The following is a 15,385-nucleotide window of genomic DNA, read 5'->3' as shown; positions in this document are numbered from 1 at the left end:
CGCGAGGGCGATCAGGGGTGCGCGGAACGATCTGTCGTCCGCGGCTGCTGCTCCTAGTCTGCCAGCGATCGCTGCGCCCTGACGACGGGACGCCGATCCCGGGTATGTCGCGCGCCTCCGGGGGTGCGCTCAGCGGGTCGAGAGCAGCTCCACGAACTCGTCGGCCATCGCCAGCTGCGCCTGCAGGGTGGCGCGGCGCTCGCGAGCCTGCTCGACGAAGCGGCCGAGCTCGGCGCGGTCCTCGGGGTCGCCTCCGTGCGCCTCGATGCGGTCGATGACGCGCAGGAGGGCCGCCATCTCGTCGAGAGAGAAGCCGAGCGGCTTCATCCGGCGGATGAGGATGAGGCGGTCGTGGTCGTCCTGCGTGTAGAGGCGGAAGCCGCCCTCGGTGCGGCCCGACGCGGTCACGAGGCCGACCTCGTCGTAGTGGCGCAGGGTGCGCAGCGACATCCCGGTCTTCTCGGCGAGCTCGCCGATGTGCATCGTGACCGGCATCCGACCTCCCGAGAGCAACCCTCACGTGAGGGTAGGGTTGGCGCAGGGCGTTCGCCCGCCCCCACATTCTTCCCTGCGCCGAGCCGCGTCTCGCGCCTTCCGACTCTCGCGACGAGAGCCACGACTCCTGGAGCTCCATGACCGCCACCGCCCTGTCCCGCCCCGAGCACTCCGTGAGGACGGCGCTGCGCACGCCGCGGATCCTCAGCCGCGAGGTGCTGGCCGGCCTCGTCGTCGCCCTCGCCCTCATCCCCGAGGCGATCTCGTTCTCGATCATCGCCGGAGTCGACCCGCGGGTCGGCCTGTTCTCCTCCTTCGTGATGGCGGTCACCATCGCCTTCCTCGGCGGCCGCCCCGCCATGATCACCGCGGCGACCGGAGCGGTCGCACTCGTGATCGCGCCTGTCGCCCGCGACTACGGGATGGACTACTTCATCGCGACCGTGATCCTCGCCGGGGTCTTCCAGATCGTCCTCGGTCTGCTCGGGGTCGCGAAGCTGATGCGCTTCATCCCCCGGAGCGTCATGGTCGGCTTCGTCAACTCGCTCGCGATCCTGATCTTCAGCGCGCAGATCCCGAACCTGATCGGCGTGCCGTGGCTCGTCTATCCGCTCGTCGCGGTCGGCATCGTGATCATGGTGGTGATGCCGCGCGTGACGAAGGTGGTGCCGGCTCCGCTGGTCGCGATCGTGCTCATCACCGTGGCCGTCGTCGTGACCGCGATCGCCGTGCCGACCGTCGGCGACCAGGGCGAGCTGCCGCGCAGCCTCCCCGAGCTGTTCGTGCCGGACGTGCCGCTGACCTGGGAGACCCTCACGATCATCGCGCCGTTCTCGATCGCGATGGCGCTGGTGGGCCTCCTCGAGTCGCTGATGACGGCGAAGCTCGTCGACGACATCACCGACACCCGCTCGCAGAAGACCCGCGAGTCGCTCGGGCAGGGTGCGGCGAACGTGCTGTCGGGCCTCTTCGGCGGCATGGGCGGCTGCGCGATGATCGGCCAGACGATGATCAACGTGAAGGCGTCGGGCGCCCGCACGCGCATCTCGACGTTCCTCGCTGGCGTGTTCCTGCTGATCCTCGTGGTCGTGCTCGGCGACATCGTCGCCGTCATCCCGATGGCCGCCCTGGTCGCCGTGATGGTGATGGTGTCGGTCGCCACCTTCGACTGGCACAGCATCCGCCCCTCGACCCTGCGCCGCATGCCGCTCGGCGAGACCCTGGTGATGGTCGCGACCGTCGTCGTCGTGGTCGTCACCCACAACCTGGCGATCGGAGTGATCATCGGCGTCATCGCCGCGATGGTCGTCTTCGCCCGCCGCGTCGCGCACTTCGCCACGGTCGAGCGCATGGTGTCGGAGGGGACCGCGCACTACCGCGTGACGGGCGAGCTGTTCTTCGCCTCCAGCAACGACCTGACGACGCAGTTCGAGTACGCGGAGGACCCGGCCCGCGTCGTCATCGACCTGTCGGGCTCGCACGTCTGGGACGCCTCGACCGTCGCGGCCCTCGACGCGATCACCACCAAGTACGAGCGCCACGGCAAGCACGCGGTGATCGAGGGGATGAACGCGGCCTCCACCCGGATGCACGACCGCCTCGCCGGGAACCTCGGCGCCGGGCACTGACCGGCGCCGGGCCGTGCGGGACCACCGTCGCGATCACCAGCCGTCCCCGAGTGGACGCAGAACGGGGTCTGCGGCCGGGGCAGGGCCCGTCTCCCGTCCAGTCGTCCGCGCAGGTGCTCGCGAGTCGACGCTGACGGGGGTGGGAGCGGGATACGGAGCCCGTCCCGCGTCCACTCGCGCGGGCGGGCCGTGTCGCGGGACGTCGACGGCGGAGCAGGCGTGACGCAGGTCGGACGGCGCCTAGCATCGGGGCATGGCCCTCCTGCATCACGCGACGATCACGCCGACCAAGCTCGAGCTCGTCGAGGCGTGGGCCCCGGCTCAGCCGTGGAGCCCGGCCGGAGGCTTCGCGCAGCTCGGCGCGTACCGGTTCGACGACCCCGCGGGCGAGGTGGGCATCGAGGCGCTCATCGTGCAGGCTCCCGGCGGGCCCGTTCTGCAGGTGCCGGTGACCTACCGGGGCGCACCGCTCGAGGGCGGCGAGCCGTGGCTGATCGGCACGACGATCCACTCGGTGCTCGGCGACCGCTGGGTGTACGACGCGGCGGGCGACCCGGTCGCGGTCGCCGCCTTCGCCACCGCGATCCGCACGGGCGGGGTGCAGGCCGACATCGAGTTCGAGACCGACGGAGTGAGGGAGCGGGTCGATCCGACCACGACGGTCCGCGGCAGCGGCTCCGCCTCGGAGGCGGTCGCCGTGCCCTCGACGGTCAGCACCCGAAGCGACGAGCACTCGACGGTCGTCGAGGCCGACGAGTTCGTGCTGACGCTGCGCCGGGTGCTCGACGACGCACCGGCCGAGGGCGAGACCCTCGTCGGCAGCTGGTCCGGCTCCGCCCCGACCGTCCTCGCGACTCTGGCCTGACCGACTCCGAGCGCCTGCTGATCGAGTCCGTCAAGGACACGCACGACATCGCCGCCTGACGTGAAGCGGCGCCGCGGCTCAGCGCAGCGAGGCCAGGACCGCCTCGAGCTCGTCGACGGCGAAGTCGATCTCGTCGGCGGTGACCACGATCGGCGGTGCCAGGCGGATCGTCGAGCCGTGGGTGTCCTTGGCCAGCACGCCGCGCGCCATCAGCGCCTCGCAGACCGCGCGGCCCGAGGCGAGCGCCGGGTCGATGTCGATGCCGGCCCAGAGTCCCGCGCCGCGGACGGCGACGACTCCGTGGCCGAGGAGCGACGTCAGTCGCGCGTGCAGCTGCTCGCCGCGCGCCCGGGCCATCGCCTGGTACTCGCCCGTGGCGAGCAGCTCGACGACCGCGAGGCCGACGGCGGCGGCGAGCGGGTTGCCTCCGAAGGTCGAGCCGTGCTGCCCCGGCTGCAGCACGCCGAGCACGTCGGCGTTCGCGACGACGGCCGAGACGGGCACGATGCCGCCGCCGAGCGCTTTGCCGAGCAGGTAGACGTCGGGGACGACGCCGACGAGGTCGCAGGCGAAGGTCGCGCCGGTGCGGCCGAGGCCCGACTGGATCTCGTCGGCGATGAAGAGCACGTTGCGGCGGGAGGTGATCTCGCGCACCGCGGGCAGGTAGTCGGCCGGCGGCACGACGATGCCCGCCTCGCCCTGGATCGGCTCGATCAGCACGGCGACGGTGTCGTCGTCGATGGCGGCCTCGAGGGCCGCCGCGTCGCCGAACGGCACGGTGCGGAAGCCGGGCGTGAACGGCTCGAAGCCGTCGCGCGCCTCCGCGTCGTCGCTGAACGAGATGATCGTGGTCGTGCGGCCGTGGAAGTTGCCCGCCGCGACGATGATGTTCGCGCGACCGGGGGTCACGCCCTTCACGCGGTAGCCCCAGGCGCGGGCGACCTTGATGCCCGACTCGACCGCCTCGGCTCCGGTGTTCATCGGCAGGACCATGTCCTTGCCCGCCAGCGCGGCGAGCGCCGTGACGAACGGGCCGAGCCGGTCGTTGTGGAACGCGCGGCTGGTGAGCGTGACCCGCGAGAGCTGCGCGCGCGCCGCCTCGAGGAGCACCGGGTGCGAGTGCCCGAAGTTGACGGCGGAGTAGGCGGCCAGGCAGTCGAGGTAGCGGCGCCCCTCGACGTCGGTGATCCACGCGCCCTCGCCCGTCGCGGCGACGACCGGCAGCGGGTGGTAGTTGTGCGCGGCGTGCGCCTCCTCGGCGGCGATCAGCTCGGCGGACCGGTGGGTGTCGGTGATGCTCATGTCGTACCTCCTGGAGGCGGTCGACTCCTCAGGAGTCGTCGTACTCGGTGCTCGCGTACGACGACTTCCGAGGAGTGGTGGGTCGAGGGTCAGCGCCGCAGCTCGAGCGTGCAGCACTTCACGCCGCCGCCGCCGAGCAGCAGCTCGGAGAGGTCGACGCCGATCGGGTGGTAGCCGCGCTCGCGGAGCTGGCGCTCGAAGCCGACCGCGCGCGAGGCGATGACGACGTTGAGGCCGTCCGAGAACGAGTTGAGGCCGAGGACGGAGGCGTCCTCCTCCGAGACGAGGATCGCGTCGGGGTACAGCTCGCGCAGCACGCGGTTGCCCTCGTCGCTGAACGCGCTGGGGAGGTAGGCGATGTTCGTGTCGTCGAGCACGGCGATCGCCGTGTCGAGGTGGTAGAACGACGGATTCACGAGCTCGAGGGTCACCACCTCGCGGCCGAAGACGCGGGCGACCTCGGCGTGCGAGTCCGAGGCGGAGCGGAAGCCGGTGCCCGCGAGGATGCGCTCGCCGACGAGGAGGAAGTCGCCCTCGCCCTCGTTGATCTCGTCGGGGACCCGCACGTCGAAGCCGGCTCCGCGGAACCACTCCATGTAGGCGGGGCCCTCGGGCTGGCGCTCGGGGTAGGTGAACGAGGCGCCGTAGGCGATGCCGTCGATCACGAAGCCGCCGTTCGCGGCGTAGACCATGTCGGGCAGACCGGCCTCCGGCTCGATCAGCTGCACGTCGAAGCCGAGGCCGACGTAGGTGTCGTAGAGGGACTGCCACTGGCGGAGCGCCAGGGCGGTGTCGGTGGGGACGGCCGGGTCCATCCAGGGGTTGATCCGGTAGACGACGGTGAAGTGCTCGGGGCGGCACATCAGGATCGACTTGGCGACGGGGGTGCGGGCGGGGGCGGTGGCGAGTGCGGCGGTGTCGGTCATTCGAGTCCTCCTGCGAAAGGCTGCGGATGAGCGGACCGGGTCCAGTGGCTCCGGACCCCGCGGAGGATCATCACGGGGTGGAGCACGCTCGCAGCTAGTCTGGCACGCAGCGATCCTGCGATTTTCGCAGCGGCGCGCATCTCATCTGCGCATCTCCACTCCTCGGCGCACGCTCCGTGCGTTCAGCCGACGGAGTCGCCGCCCGCTGCCAGCACGCCCCCGCGCCACACCCGGCGCACCAGCTGCACGCCGGGACGGTAGGCGAGGTGCGCGGGGTCGGGCGCGTCCAGCTCGACCAGGTCGGCCCTCGCGCCCACCCGGACGACGCCCACGTCGTCGCGGCGGAGGGCCGCCGCGCCACCGGCCGTCGCCGCCCACAGCGCCTCCCCGGCCGTCATCCCCATCTCGCGCACCGCGAGAGCGATGCAGAAGGGCAGCGAGGAGGTGAACGACGAACCGGGATTGCAGTCGCTGGCGATCGCGACGCGCACCCCCGCGTCGATCAGTCGCCGCGCATCGGGGTACGGCTGCCGGGTCGAGAACTCGACACCGGGCAGCAGGGTGGCGACGGTGCGCGAGCCGGCGAGGGCGGTGACGTCGAGGTCGGTGAGGTACGTGCAGTGGTCGACGCTGGCGGCGTCCAGGTCGACCGCGAGCCGCACCCCGTCGCCCGGTCCGAGCTGACTCGCGTGCACGCGGATCCCGAGCCCGCGAGCGCGTCCGGCGACGAGGACGCGCCGCGACTCCTCCGGGGTGAACGCTCCGGTCTCGCAGAACACGTCGATCCAGCGCGCGTGCGGAGCACAGGCGTCGAGCATCCCGCCCACGACCAGGTCGACGTAGTCGCCGCGTCGATCGGCGTACTCGGCCGGGACGACGTGGGCGCCCAGGTAGGTCACCTCGTCGGTCAGCTGGGCGGCCAGGCGGACGAGCCGCTCCTCCGTGGCGACGTCGAGGCCGTAGCCGCTCTTGATCTCGAGCGTGGTCGTGCCGTGCGCGTGCGCCTGCCCGAGCAGGTGCCGGGCGTTCGCGAGCAGTGTCTCGTCGTCGGCGGCGCGGGTCGCGGCGACCGTCGAGCGGATCCCGCCGGCGGAGTAGCGCAGACCCGCCATCCGCGCCTCGAACTCGCCCGCGCGGTCGCCCGCGAAGAGGAGGTGGCTGTGCGCGTCGACGAACCCGGGGACGACCGCGCGCCCGCCGAGCCGGGTGACGTCGTCGGTCGCGGGCGCGTCGGCGGCGGCACCGACCCAGGCGACGAGGCCGTCCTCGACGACGACGGCCGCGTCGGTCAGGGCGCCGAGGTCGCGGATGACCGGCTCGGAGCCGTCGCGCGGCACGTTCGTGACGAGCCGGCCGATGTCGGTCAGGAGGAGGGAGGTCATGCGTCGCGCCTTCCGCGGGTCGGGAGATCGGAGGAGGAGGGAGTCGCCGCGCTCCGAGCCGCGTCGAGAGCGCCGAGCGCCTGGGCGAGGAGCGCCTCGGTAATGCCGGTGTCGATGACGCGCCCGCCCACGACGGTCCGCAGCACGTCGGCCGCCGTCGCCACCAGCGGGAGCGCCTCGAGCGGCGCGCCGAGGGTGCGCATCGACGCCGCCTCGATCTCGACGAGATCGCAGACCGCTCCGACACGGATCCCGCCGTGCCAACCGAGCGAGGCGTAGCCGTCGACGGTGCCCGCCCGCCACAGCTCGGCGGGTGAGAGCACTCCGCGCCGTCCGCGGTTCAGGCGCTCGCCCGCCTCGAGCCCGCGCAGCTCGAGCATCGGATCGACGACGGCGTTCTGGTCCGAGCCGACGGCGAGGGAGGCGCCGCGATCGGCGAGGGCGCGCGCCGGCCCGATGCCGTCACCGAGGTCGGCCTCGGTGCTCGGGCACATCACGACGGCGACGCCCGCCGCGCCGAGCAGTTCGTGGTCGCCCTCGGTGAGATGCGTCGCGTGCACGACGGAGAGGCGGTCCGAGAGGGCGCCGGCCCGCGCGAGCAGCCCGGTCGGAGTGAGGCCCGTCGCGGCCAGGCACTCCTCGTTCTCGCGGGGCTGCTCGGAGAGGTGGATGTGCAGCGGGACCTCGGCCGGCAGCCCCGCGACCAGTGCCGCGATCTCGCGTTCGGGGACCGCGCGCACCGAGTGGATCGCGGCTCCGAGCAGCAGCCCGGGTCTGTCGGCGAGCGTCGTGCGGAGGCGGTGCCAGCGCTCCAGCCAGCCCGCCGCGCCGCGATCGCCGAAGCGCCGCTGATCGGGGTCGAGCCCGCGGCCGATCCCCGCCCCGAGATAGAGGGTGTCGAGAAGGGTGAGCCGGATCCCGGCGTCGGCGGCGGCGTCGGCCACCGCGCGCTCCATCGCGTGCTCAGGCTCACGGTCGTGAGCGCCGTCGTGAGGATCGACGCCGTAGGGCTCGCCGCCCGGCCGGTGGTGCACGTAGTGGAACTCGCCGACCGCCGTGTAGCCCGCCGCGACCATCTCACTGAAGACGGCACGGGCCAGCGAGCGGTAGAGGCTCGGATCGAGCACGCCGGCGACCGCGTACATCTCGTCGCGCCAGCGCCAGAAGTCGCCGCCGTCGCCGTGGGTGCGGCCGCGGAGGGCGCGGTGGAACAGGTGCGAGTGGGCGTTCGCGAAGCCGGGCGCCACGGTGCCGAGCAGGTGGTCGCCCGGCCTCGGATCGGCCCCCGGCTCCACCGCGGCGACGACCCCGGACTCGGACACGATGCGGACTCCCCCGCGGGGCACCCCGTCGACGACCGCCCGTTCGCACCAGAACGCCGTCACAGCAGCTCCCGCAGCACCGTCACGAGAGCGTCGGCGCCCCGGCGGCAGTCGTCGTCCTCGGCGTGCTCCTCGGGCGAGTGCGAGACGCCGGTGGGGTTGCGCACGAACAGCATGGCCGTCGGCACCGCGGATGCCAGGATCCCGGCGTCGTGACCGGCTCCGCTGGCCAGCACCGGTACTCCGCCGCCGAGCGCGCCGACGACGCGGTCGCGCAGGGCCGGATCGAAGGCGACCTCTGCTCCGTACGACTCCTCGACCACCTCCAGGGTGCAGCCCTCGAGCTCGGCGGCGAGGTGCGCCCGCGCGACGATGTCCTCGACCGCCGCGCGAGCCTCCGCGTCGACCCCCGATCGCACGTCGAGCCAGGCGTCGACTCTCGAGGCGATCACGTTCGTCCCGCCGGGAACCGGGACGAGGCGTCCCACCGTCGCCCGGGTGGGCACGCGGGCGGCAGCCACCTCGCGGGAGGCGAGCACCGAGCGCGCCGCGGCGACCATCGGGTCGCGCCGGTCCTCGATCGCGGTCGTCCCGGCGTGGTTGCCCTCGCCCGAGAACGAGAGGCGCCAGCGGCCGTGCGCGAGGATGCTCGAGGCGACGGCGACGGGCGCATCGAGGTCGATCAGCCCGCGGCCCTGCTCGACGTGCAGCTCGACGAAGAGGCCGAGCCGGGCGAGCGCCCGGCGGTCGACCCCGAAGTCCGGTAGTCCGGCGGCGGTCGCCGCCTCGCCGAAGGTCACGCCGTCGGCGTCGCGGAGCGCGCCGGCCCGCTCGGCGGTGACGGCGCCCGAGAGGAGGCGGCTGCCGAGGCAGGCGATCCCGAACCGCGATCCCTCCTCCTCGGCGAACACCACCACGGCGAACGGCCGTGACGGGACGAACCCGCTCGCACGCAGCTCCTCGACCGCGACCAGGGCGGAGGCGACGCCCAGCGGGCCGTCGAACGCGCCGCCGCCCGGAACGGAGTCGAGGTGGCTGCCGGTCACGACGGCGTCGTCGCCGGGCTCGCCCCACCACGCCCAGAGGTTGCCGTTGCGATCGGTCTCGACGCCGAGGCCGAGGCCCTCCGCGCGCTCGACGAACCACTCGCGCAGCTCGCGCTCGGCCCGGTCGAACACGTGGCGGGAGTACCCGCCGCGGACTCGGTCCCGCCCGACGCCGTCGATCTCGGCGAGCAGCGCCGGCACGCCTCCGGTCGCGCTCACGCCCCCGAGGTCCCTTCCCACATCGGCACGCGCAGGCCGCGCTCGCGGGCGACCTCGGCGGCCCGCTCGTAGCCCGCATCGACGTGCCGCATCACTCCGGTGCCGGGGTCGTTGGTGAGCACGCGCTCGATCTTCTGCGCGGCGAGGTCGGTGCCGTCGGCGACGATGACCTGGCCGGCGTGCAGCGAGCGGCCGATGCCGACGCCTCCGCCGTGGTGCAGCGAGACCCAGGTGGCACCGGAGGCGGTGTTCAGCAGAGCGTTGAGGAGCGGCCAGTCGGCGATCGCGTCCGATCCGTCGGCCATCGCCTCCGTCTCGCGGTAGGGCGAGGCGACCGATCCGGAGTCGAGGTGGTCGCGGCCGATCACGACCGGGGCCGAGAGCTCGCCGCTGGCGACCATCTCGTTGAAGCGGAGCCCTGCGAGGTGGCGCTCCTTGTAGCCCAGCCAGCAGATGCGCGCGGGCAGGCCCTCGAACGCGATCTTCTCGCCGGCCGAGGTGATCCAGCGGCGCAGCTTCTCGTCGTCGGGGAACAGCTCGAGGATCGCGCGATCGGTCGCCGCGATGTCGGCGGGGTCGCCCGAGAGCGCCGCCCAGCGGAACGGCCCCTTGCCCTCGGCGAAGAGCGGGCGGATGTAGGCGGGCACGAAGCCGGGGAAGTCGAACGCACGCTCGTAGCCGCCGAGCTGCGCTTCGGCTCGGATCGAGTTGCCGTAGTCGAAGACCTCGGCACCCGCGTCGAGGAAGCCGACCATCGCCTCCACCTGCTTGGCCATCGCGGCGCGGGAGCGGACGGTGAAGTCCTCGGGGTCCGTCTCGGCGCTCTCGGCCCAGTCGGCGACTCCGGTGCCCTCGGGGAGGTAGGACAGCGGGTCGTGCGCGGAGGTCTGATCGGTCACGATGTCGACGGCCGTGCCTCGTTCGAGGATCTCGGTGAAGACGGTCGCGGCATTGCCGACGACGCCGACCGAGAGCGCTCGCCGCTCGGCCTTCGCCCGCAGCACGCGCTCGAGGGCGTCGTCGAGATCGGGCGTCATCTCGTCGAGGTAGCCGTGGTCGACCCGGCGCTGGAGGCGGGCGGGGTCGACGTCGACGATCAGCACGACTCCCTCGTTGAGGGTCACCGCGAGCGGCTGGGCCCCGCCCATGCCGCCCGCGCCGCCCGTGAGGGTCAGGGTGCCGGCGAGCGTGCCGCCGAAGCGCTTGTCGGCGATGGCCGCGAAGGTCTCGTACGTGCCCTGCAGGATCCCCTGGGTGCCGATGTAGATCCAGGAGCCGGCGGTCATCTGGCCGTACATCGTGAGGCCGAGCGCCTCGAGCCGGCGGAACTCGGGCCAGGTGGCCCAGTCGCCGACGAGGTTGGAGTTGGCGATCAGCACGCGGGGGGCCCACTCGTGGGTGCGGAACACGCCGACCGGCTTGCCGGACTGCACGAGCAGCGTCTCGTCCGACTCGAGCGCCTCGAGGGTGCGGACGATCGCGTCGTACGCCTCCCAGCTGCGGGCCGCCTTGCCGGTGCCGCCGTAGACGACGAGATCGTCGGGGCGCTCGGCGACCTCGGGGTCGAGGTTGTTCATCAGCATCCGGAGGACGGCTTCGGTCTGCCAGCTCTTGGCGGTGAGGGTGGTGCCGCGCGCGGCGCGGACGGGGCGGGGGCCGGGCATGGTGGGTCCTTCGTGCGTGCTCGTGGAGTCGGGGAGTGCCGCGTCGCTGGGACGTGACGGGGAGGCGATGGTCATGGGGTCCTCTCGGAGAAGTCCGCTGGTCGTGATCAGAGTCCGGAGTCGACGAGGAAGGCCTTCGCGGCCCGCATCGCGTCGACGGGGGACGGCACGGCGTCGAGTTCGAGCAGGCGCCAGTGCGCACCCGCGGTCGTGTCGTAGAGACGGGCCCAGGCGGGCCAGTCGACGACCCCGGCGCCCAGAGCGCACATGTACTCCTGGTGCTGGTCGTGGATGGTCGAGTGGTCGATCGGGAAGCCCTCTGGCATCCGTCCGATCGCGTCCTTCCAGTGCGCGATGATCACGCGGTCGGCATGGCGCCGGACCACCTCGACGGCGTCGCCACCGGCGAGCGTGATGTGCGCCGTGTCGGGGCAGAAGAAGACGTACTCGGGGTCGGTCGCCGTGAGGATCAGGTCGATGTCGCGCCGGGTGCAGAAGGTCGAGTGCGCCTCGGTGTGCAGTGCGGTCCGCACTCCGACGCGCAGCGTGGCGTCACCGACGGCGTGGGCGAAGGCGGCGACGGTGTCGGCGAAGGCCAGGTCGACGAAGAGGGGCGGGACGCTGTCGCGGCTGGTGCGCATCGGAAGGCCGGCGACGAGCATCCCTCCGCCGACGTCGGCGACGAACTGAGCCAGCTCCTGGGCGCGATCGACCTCGGTGGCGAGATCCGATCCCGCACGCCACCCGGAGCCCGAGTGATAGCTGCTGATCAGCGAGAGCCCGCGCGACTCGAGTTCGGTGCGGAAGCCCGCAGCGGATCCGTAAGCCTCGATGGCGGAGGCGGCGTCGGCCGGCGGGAACGTCATCTCGAACGAGCTGATGCCCGCGTCGGTCAGGGCGTCGAGGATCCGCGTCCAGATCATCAGAGGGTCGCGGCGCCGGATCGCCATGATGTCGTCGTAGGTGCTGACGCCCCAGAAGGACGGGTGGTAGAAGGTGATCAGGTCGACGCCGCAGGCGGGTGCGTTCATGGCGGAGAGCTCCTCGAGGGGTCGGACCGGGGACGCCGCCTGAGCGGCGTCCCCGGTCGTCACAGCTGGATCAGTGGTCGATGTCGTGCTCGGTGAGGAACTCGTCGGCGACGCTCGCTGTCTCCTGCTTGTCGATCGTCACCTTCGAGAGAGCCGAGGTGAGGTTCTCGGTGGTGAGCGCCTCGGAGACGGCGTTGATCGCCTCCTTCGCCTCGTCGGTCGCCTTCTCGGAGCGGATCAGCGGCGTGATGTTCTCGGCGAGGAAGAGGTGCTCGGGGTCGTCGAGGATCACCAGGCCCTCCCGCTCGATGTTCGCGTCGGTGGAGAAGAGGTTGGCGACCTGGATCGTGCCGTCGAGCAGCGCGGCGAGGGTGAGGGGGCCTCCTGTGTCGAGGCCGCGGAACTCCTTGAAGTCGAGGTTGTACTTGTCCTTGAGGCCGACGAGGCCCACGTACGTCTCGTCCCAGCCGGCGCCGGAGCCGATCGCGAACTCTCCCGCGACCGGCTCGAGGTCGGCGATCGAGGTGAGTCCGTACTTCTCCGCCGTCTCGGGGGTGACGACGAGGGTGTCCTTGTCCTCCGCCTCCGACATCGGCAGCGTCTCGAGGCCCTCGGGGAGGACCTTCTGCAGCTCGGCGTTGACGGCATCGGCGGTGGTGACGCCCTCGGGCGCTCCGCCCTCGATGAGGGAGGAGTAGAGGGCGCCGTTGTACTCGGGGAGCAGGTCGATCGAGCCGTCCTGGATCGCCGCGAGGTAGATGTCGCGCGCTCCGATGTTGAAGTTGCGCGTGACGGTGAGTCCCGCCCCCTCGAGCGCCTGCGAGTACATCTCTGCGAGGAGCTCGTTCTCGGGGAACGCGGCGGAGCCGACGGCGATGGTGCCCTCGGCGCTGGATCCACCGCCGCCGGCGGCCATCGGGTCGTTGCTGCAGGCGGAGAGGGTGAGCGCGGCGACGGCGGCGAGGCCGAGCACTGCGGAGTGACGACGGTTCATGGCAGGTGCCTTTCGGGGAGGTCGGCGGCGATCGCATCGCGGCCGAGAGGGGAGGAGGTGGCGCGGGCTGGAGCACGGGGCGTCCTGCGTCGGGTGGGGCGGAGGAGGGAGTTCGTGATTCCGGGAGAGACGACGAGACGTTCGAGGCCGGCGAGAGCGAGATCGATGAGGATCGCGAGCAGCGCGACGAGCACGCCGCCGGCGATGACGCGGTCGTACTGGTTGAGGCTGAGGCCGGTGATGAGCGGCTGCCCGAGACCGCCGAGACCCACGTAGGCGGCGACGGTGGCGGTGGCGATCACCTGGAGGGTCGCCGAGCGGATCCCGGCGAAGATCAGCGGGAGGGAGTTGGGGATCTCGACACGCCACAGCACCTGGAGGTCGCGCATCCCCATGCCGTGCGCCGCGTCCACCGTGTGGCGGTTCACGGCGCGGAGTCCGGCGAACGTCGACGTCAGGATCGGCGGGATCGCCAGCACGACCAGGGCGACCATCATCGGCGTGATGCCGAGACCGATGGTGACGACGAGCAGGCTGATCAGCCCGAACGTCGGGAGGGAGCGCCCGGCGTTGCCGATGGCGATGACGATGAACGAGAACCGCCCGGTGTGCCCGATCCAGAGACCCACCGGCAGAGCGATGAGCGCCGCGATCGCCACGGCCGAGAAGGTGTAGCCCAGGTGCACGGCGATCAGGGCGGGGAAGGCGCCGCTCGGGCCGATCTGCCAGTTCGCGGGGTCGAAGAGCCAGGGGATGTCGGAGCGGTTCATCGCGTGCTCATCCCCAGACGGTTCCACGGAGTGAGCGCCCGCTGGGCGAGGACGATGGCTCCGTCGCAGAACGCCGCGAGGGCGATCGAGAGGACGATCCCCACGATGATCGGCTCGACGTAGCTGAGCTGGAGTCCCCGGGTGAAGAGCGCGCCGAGCCCGCCGACGCCGATCAGCGCACCGACGCTGACGATGCTGATGTTGGCGACCGTGGCCACCCGCAGCCCCTGGAGCGTCACCGGGAGCGACATCGGCAGCTCGACCGCGAAGAGGCGCCGCAGTCGGCGGAACCCCATCGCTGAGGCGGCCTCGAGGACAGTGGGATCGACCGAGCGGAGTCCGTCCGCGACGACCCGCACCATCAGCGCCGCGGTGTAGATCGCCAGGGCGACGACGATGTTCATCGGATCGAGGATCCGCGTCCCGATGATGCCCGGCAGCACGACGAAGAGCGCGAGCGAGGGGATCGCGTAGACGACTCCCGTGACCGCCGTGAGGGGTTGGTAGAGCCAGCCGTACCGGACGGCGAGGTAGCCGAGGGGCACCGAGACGACCACGCCGATCACGAGGGGCACGATCGCGAGCACGATGTGCTGCACGAGCGCGGCGACGACCGTCGCGCCGCTGTTGGAGAGGTACTCGATCACGGCGTTCCTGCGGCTCTCTCCAGGCGACGCGCCGTGAGCTGGGAGAACAGGCTCTCGTGCGTGACGATCCCGTCGGCCGCGCCGTCGGCGTCGACCCGGACGGCGATGCCGACCGGCGAGCTGATGACGGCGTCGGTGACGACACGGAGGGAGTCCTTCTCGGTGAAGGTGGCCCCGACCGGGAGGGCGTGATGCTCGAGTGTCGTCCACCGGAGGGGACGGCCGGTCGCGTCGAGCTCGAGGCGGGCGTCGGCGCTCGACGCCGAGGCGACGGTGTCGACGGTCAGCGCGGCCGCCGACTCGAAGGAGAGGCTGCGGAATCCGCGGTCCCGGCCCGCGAAGGAGGCGACGAACTCGTTGACCGGGTTCTCGAGGATCTCCTGCGGCGGCGCGAACTGCTCGAGGTGGCCGCCCGTCTGGAAGATGGCGATGTTGTCTCCGAGCTTGATCGCCTCGTCGATGTCGTGGGTGACCAGGACGATGGTCTTCCCGATCTCGCGCTGGAGGCGGAGGAACTCGTCCTGCAGCTCGGCGCGGACCACCGGGTCCACCGCGCTGAACGGCTCGTCCATCAGCAGCACCGGCGGGTCGGCCGCGAGCGCGCGGGCCACTCCGACTCGCTGCTGCTGCCCGCCCGAGAGCTGCACCGGGTAGCGCTTCGCCAGTGACAGGGGCAGTCCGACCCGCTCCATGAGCTCGCCGGCGGAGGCCAGGGCCTTGCGCCTGCCCACGCCCATGAGCCGGGGGACGGTCACGATGTTCTCGGCGATCGTCAGGTGCGGGAAGAGGCCGGCCTGCTGGATCACGTATCCGATCGACCGGCGCATCACGGCGACATCGCGCGAGCGGACGTCCTCGCCGTCGAGCCTGATGGATCCGCTCGAGGCCTCGATCATCCGGTTGATCATCCGGAGCGACGTCGTCTTGCCGCATCCCGACGGCCCGACGAAGACACTGATGCGGCCGGTCGGGAGCGTGAGCGTCAGGTCGTCGACGGCGACCGTTCCATCGGGGAAGACCTTCGAGACGCCGTCGAACTCAATCATGATCGGCGTCCGCGCGGGTGAAGGGAGAGACGGTGGTCACGGGCATGG

The 15,385-nt window shown here is 72.0% G+C and carries 14 protein-coding genes; 2 read left to right on the top strand and 12 right to left on the bottom strand.

Translation table 11 applies throughout. The features are described from left to right. Positions 1-129: 129 nt before the first annotated feature. Complete coding sequence (locus tag GRS96_RS04715; protein WP_159857732.1) at positions 130-495, bottom strand: MerR family transcriptional regulator; 366 nt, start codon at positions 493-495, stop codon at positions 130-132. 137 nt (positions 496-632) lie between these two features. On the opposite strand from GRS96_RS04715, the gene GRS96_RS04710 reads away from it, so the two are divergent. After that, positions 633-2,123: a SulP family inorganic anion transporter gene (locus GRS96_RS04710; RefSeq protein WP_159857734.1), complete on the top strand. Its 1,491-nt coding sequence runs from the start codon at positions 633-635 to the stop codon at positions 2,121-2,123. A gap of 253 nt (positions 2,124-2,376) precedes the next feature. After that, complete coding sequence (locus GRS96_RS04705; RefSeq protein WP_159987851.1) at positions 2,377-2,988, top strand: CG0192-related protein; 612 nt, start codon at positions 2,377-2,379, stop codon at positions 2,986-2,988. A gap of 78 nt (positions 2,989-3,066) precedes the next feature. Here GRS96_RS04705 and rocD read toward each other — a convergent pair whose 3' ends face one another. The 11 genes from rocD to GRS96_RS04650 all read right to left on the bottom strand — a co-directional run bounded on the left by rocD (position 3,067) and on the right by GRS96_RS04650 (position 15,337). Continuing rightward, positions 3,067-4,290 (bottom strand): ornithine--oxo-acid transaminase, encoded by a 1,224-nt coding sequence (gene rocD / locus GRS96_RS04700; RefSeq protein ID WP_159857738.1) that lies wholly within the window; start codon positions 4,288-4,290, stop codon positions 3,067-3,069. Positions 4,291-4,379: 89 nt separating this feature from the next. Continuing rightward, positions 4,380-5,216: a dimethylargininase gene (gene ddaH / locus GRS96_RS04695; protein ID WP_159987850.1), complete on the bottom strand. Its 837-nt coding sequence runs from the start codon at positions 5,214-5,216 to the stop codon at positions 4,380-4,382. Positions 5,217-5,398: 182 nt separating this feature from the next. After that, positions 5,399-6,598 carry an imidazolonepropionase gene (hutI, locus tag GRS96_RS04690; protein WP_159857742.1) on the bottom strand — a complete coding sequence of 400 codons (1,200 nt, stop codon included), beginning with the start codon at positions 6,596-6,598 and terminating at the stop codon, positions 5,399-5,401. Beyond that, the gene (locus tag GRS96_RS04685) at positions 6,595-7,983 is read right to left on the bottom strand and encodes a formimidoylglutamate deiminase (RefSeq protein WP_159857744.1); all 1,389 of its coding nucleotides are present in this window, start codon (positions 7,981-7,983) and stop codon (positions 6,595-6,597) included. The genes hutI and GRS96_RS04685 overlap by 4 nt, the downstream gene beginning before the upstream one ends. Beyond that, positions 7,980-9,185: an allantoate amidohydrolase gene (locus tag GRS96_RS04680; RefSeq protein WP_204162032.1), complete on the bottom strand. Its 1,206-nt coding sequence runs from the start codon at positions 9,183-9,185 to the stop codon at positions 7,980-7,982. Before GRS96_RS04680 ends, GRS96_RS04685 begins: the two co-directional genes overlap by 4 nt. Beyond that, positions 9,182-10,849: a urocanate hydratase gene (gene hutU, locus GRS96_RS04675; protein ID WP_159857746.1), complete on the bottom strand. Its 1,668-nt coding sequence runs from the start codon at positions 10,847-10,849 to the stop codon at positions 9,182-9,184. The genes GRS96_RS04680 and hutU overlap by 4 nt, the downstream gene beginning before the upstream one ends. A 107-nt stretch (positions 10,850-10,956) precedes the next feature. Further along, positions 10,957-11,880, bottom strand: coding sequence for a sugar phosphate isomerase/epimerase family protein (locus tag GRS96_RS04670; RefSeq protein WP_159987849.1), 924 nt, complete (start codon positions 11,878-11,880; stop codon positions 10,957-10,959). Between the two features lie 70 nt (positions 11,881-11,950). Continuing rightward, positions 11,951-12,874, bottom strand: coding sequence for an ABC transporter substrate-binding protein (locus GRS96_RS04665; RefSeq protein ID WP_159857750.1), 924 nt, complete (start codon positions 12,872-12,874; stop codon positions 11,951-11,953). Beyond that, the gene (locus tag GRS96_RS04660) at positions 12,871-13,644 is read right to left on the bottom strand and encodes an ABC transporter permease (RefSeq protein ID WP_159987848.1); all 774 of its coding nucleotides are present in this window, start codon (positions 13,642-13,644) and stop codon (positions 12,871-12,873) included. Before GRS96_RS04660 ends, GRS96_RS04665 begins: the two co-directional genes overlap by 4 nt. Beyond that, positions 13,641-14,291 (bottom strand): ABC transporter permease, encoded by a 651-nt coding sequence (locus GRS96_RS04655; protein ID WP_159857754.1) that lies wholly within the window; start codon positions 14,289-14,291, stop codon positions 13,641-13,643. Before GRS96_RS04655 ends, GRS96_RS04660 begins: the two co-directional genes overlap by 4 nt. Continuing rightward, positions 14,288-15,337, bottom strand: coding sequence for an ABC transporter ATP-binding protein (locus GRS96_RS04650; protein WP_159857756.1), 1,050 nt, complete (start codon positions 15,335-15,337; stop codon positions 14,288-14,290). Before GRS96_RS04650 ends, GRS96_RS04655 begins: the two co-directional genes overlap by 4 nt. Between the last annotated feature and the right edge of the window lie 48 nt (positions 15,338-15,385).

Source organism: Rathayibacter sp. VKM Ac-2803, assembly GCF_009807175.1.
Lineage (GTDB): Bacteria > Actinomycetota > Actinomycetes > Actinomycetales > Microbacteriaceae > Rathayibacter.
Note: the sequence above shows the minus strand (reverse complement) of the source record. Positions and strands in the feature narration are given on the sequence as shown.

Coding starts and splice junctions, on each gene's coding strand:
- GRS96_RS04705 (WP_159987851.1), top strand. CDS start 2,377: ATGGCCCTCCTGCATCACGCGACGATCACGCCGACCAAGCTCGAGCTC.
- hutU (WP_159857746.1), bottom strand. CDS start 10,849: ATGCCCGGCCCCCGCCCCGTCCGCGCCGCGCGCGGCACCACCCTCACC.
- GRS96_RS04710 (WP_159857734.1), top strand. CDS start 633: ATGACCGCCACCGCCCTGTCCCGCCCCGAGCACTCCGTGAGGACGGCG.
- GRS96_RS04715 (WP_159857732.1), bottom strand. CDS start 495: ATGCCGGTCACGATGCACATCGGCGAGCTCGCCGAGAAGACCGGGATG.
- GRS96_RS04650 (WP_159857756.1), bottom strand. CDS start 15,337: ATGATTGAGTTCGACGGCGTCTCGAAGGTCTTCCCCGATGGAACGGTC.
- ddaH (WP_159987850.1), bottom strand. CDS start 5,216: ATGACCGACACCGCCGCACTCGCCACCGCCCCCGCCCGCACCCCCGTC.
- rocD (WP_159857738.1), bottom strand. CDS start 4,290: ATGAGCATCACCGACACCCACCGGTCCGCCGAGCTGATCGCCGCCGAG.
- GRS96_RS04660 (WP_159987848.1), bottom strand. CDS start 13,644: ATGAACCGCTCCGACATCCCCTGGCTCTTCGACCCCGCGAACTGGCAG.
- hutI (WP_159857742.1), bottom strand. CDS start 6,598: ATGACCTCCCTCCTCCTGACCGACATCGGCCGGCTCGTCACGAACGTG.
- GRS96_RS04670 (WP_159987849.1), bottom strand. CDS start 11,880: ATGAACGCACCCGCCTGCGGCGTCGACCTGATCACCTTCTACCACCCG.
- GRS96_RS04665 (WP_159857750.1), bottom strand. CDS start 12,874: ATGAACCGTCGTCACTCCGCAGTGCTCGGCCTCGCCGCCGTCGCCGCG.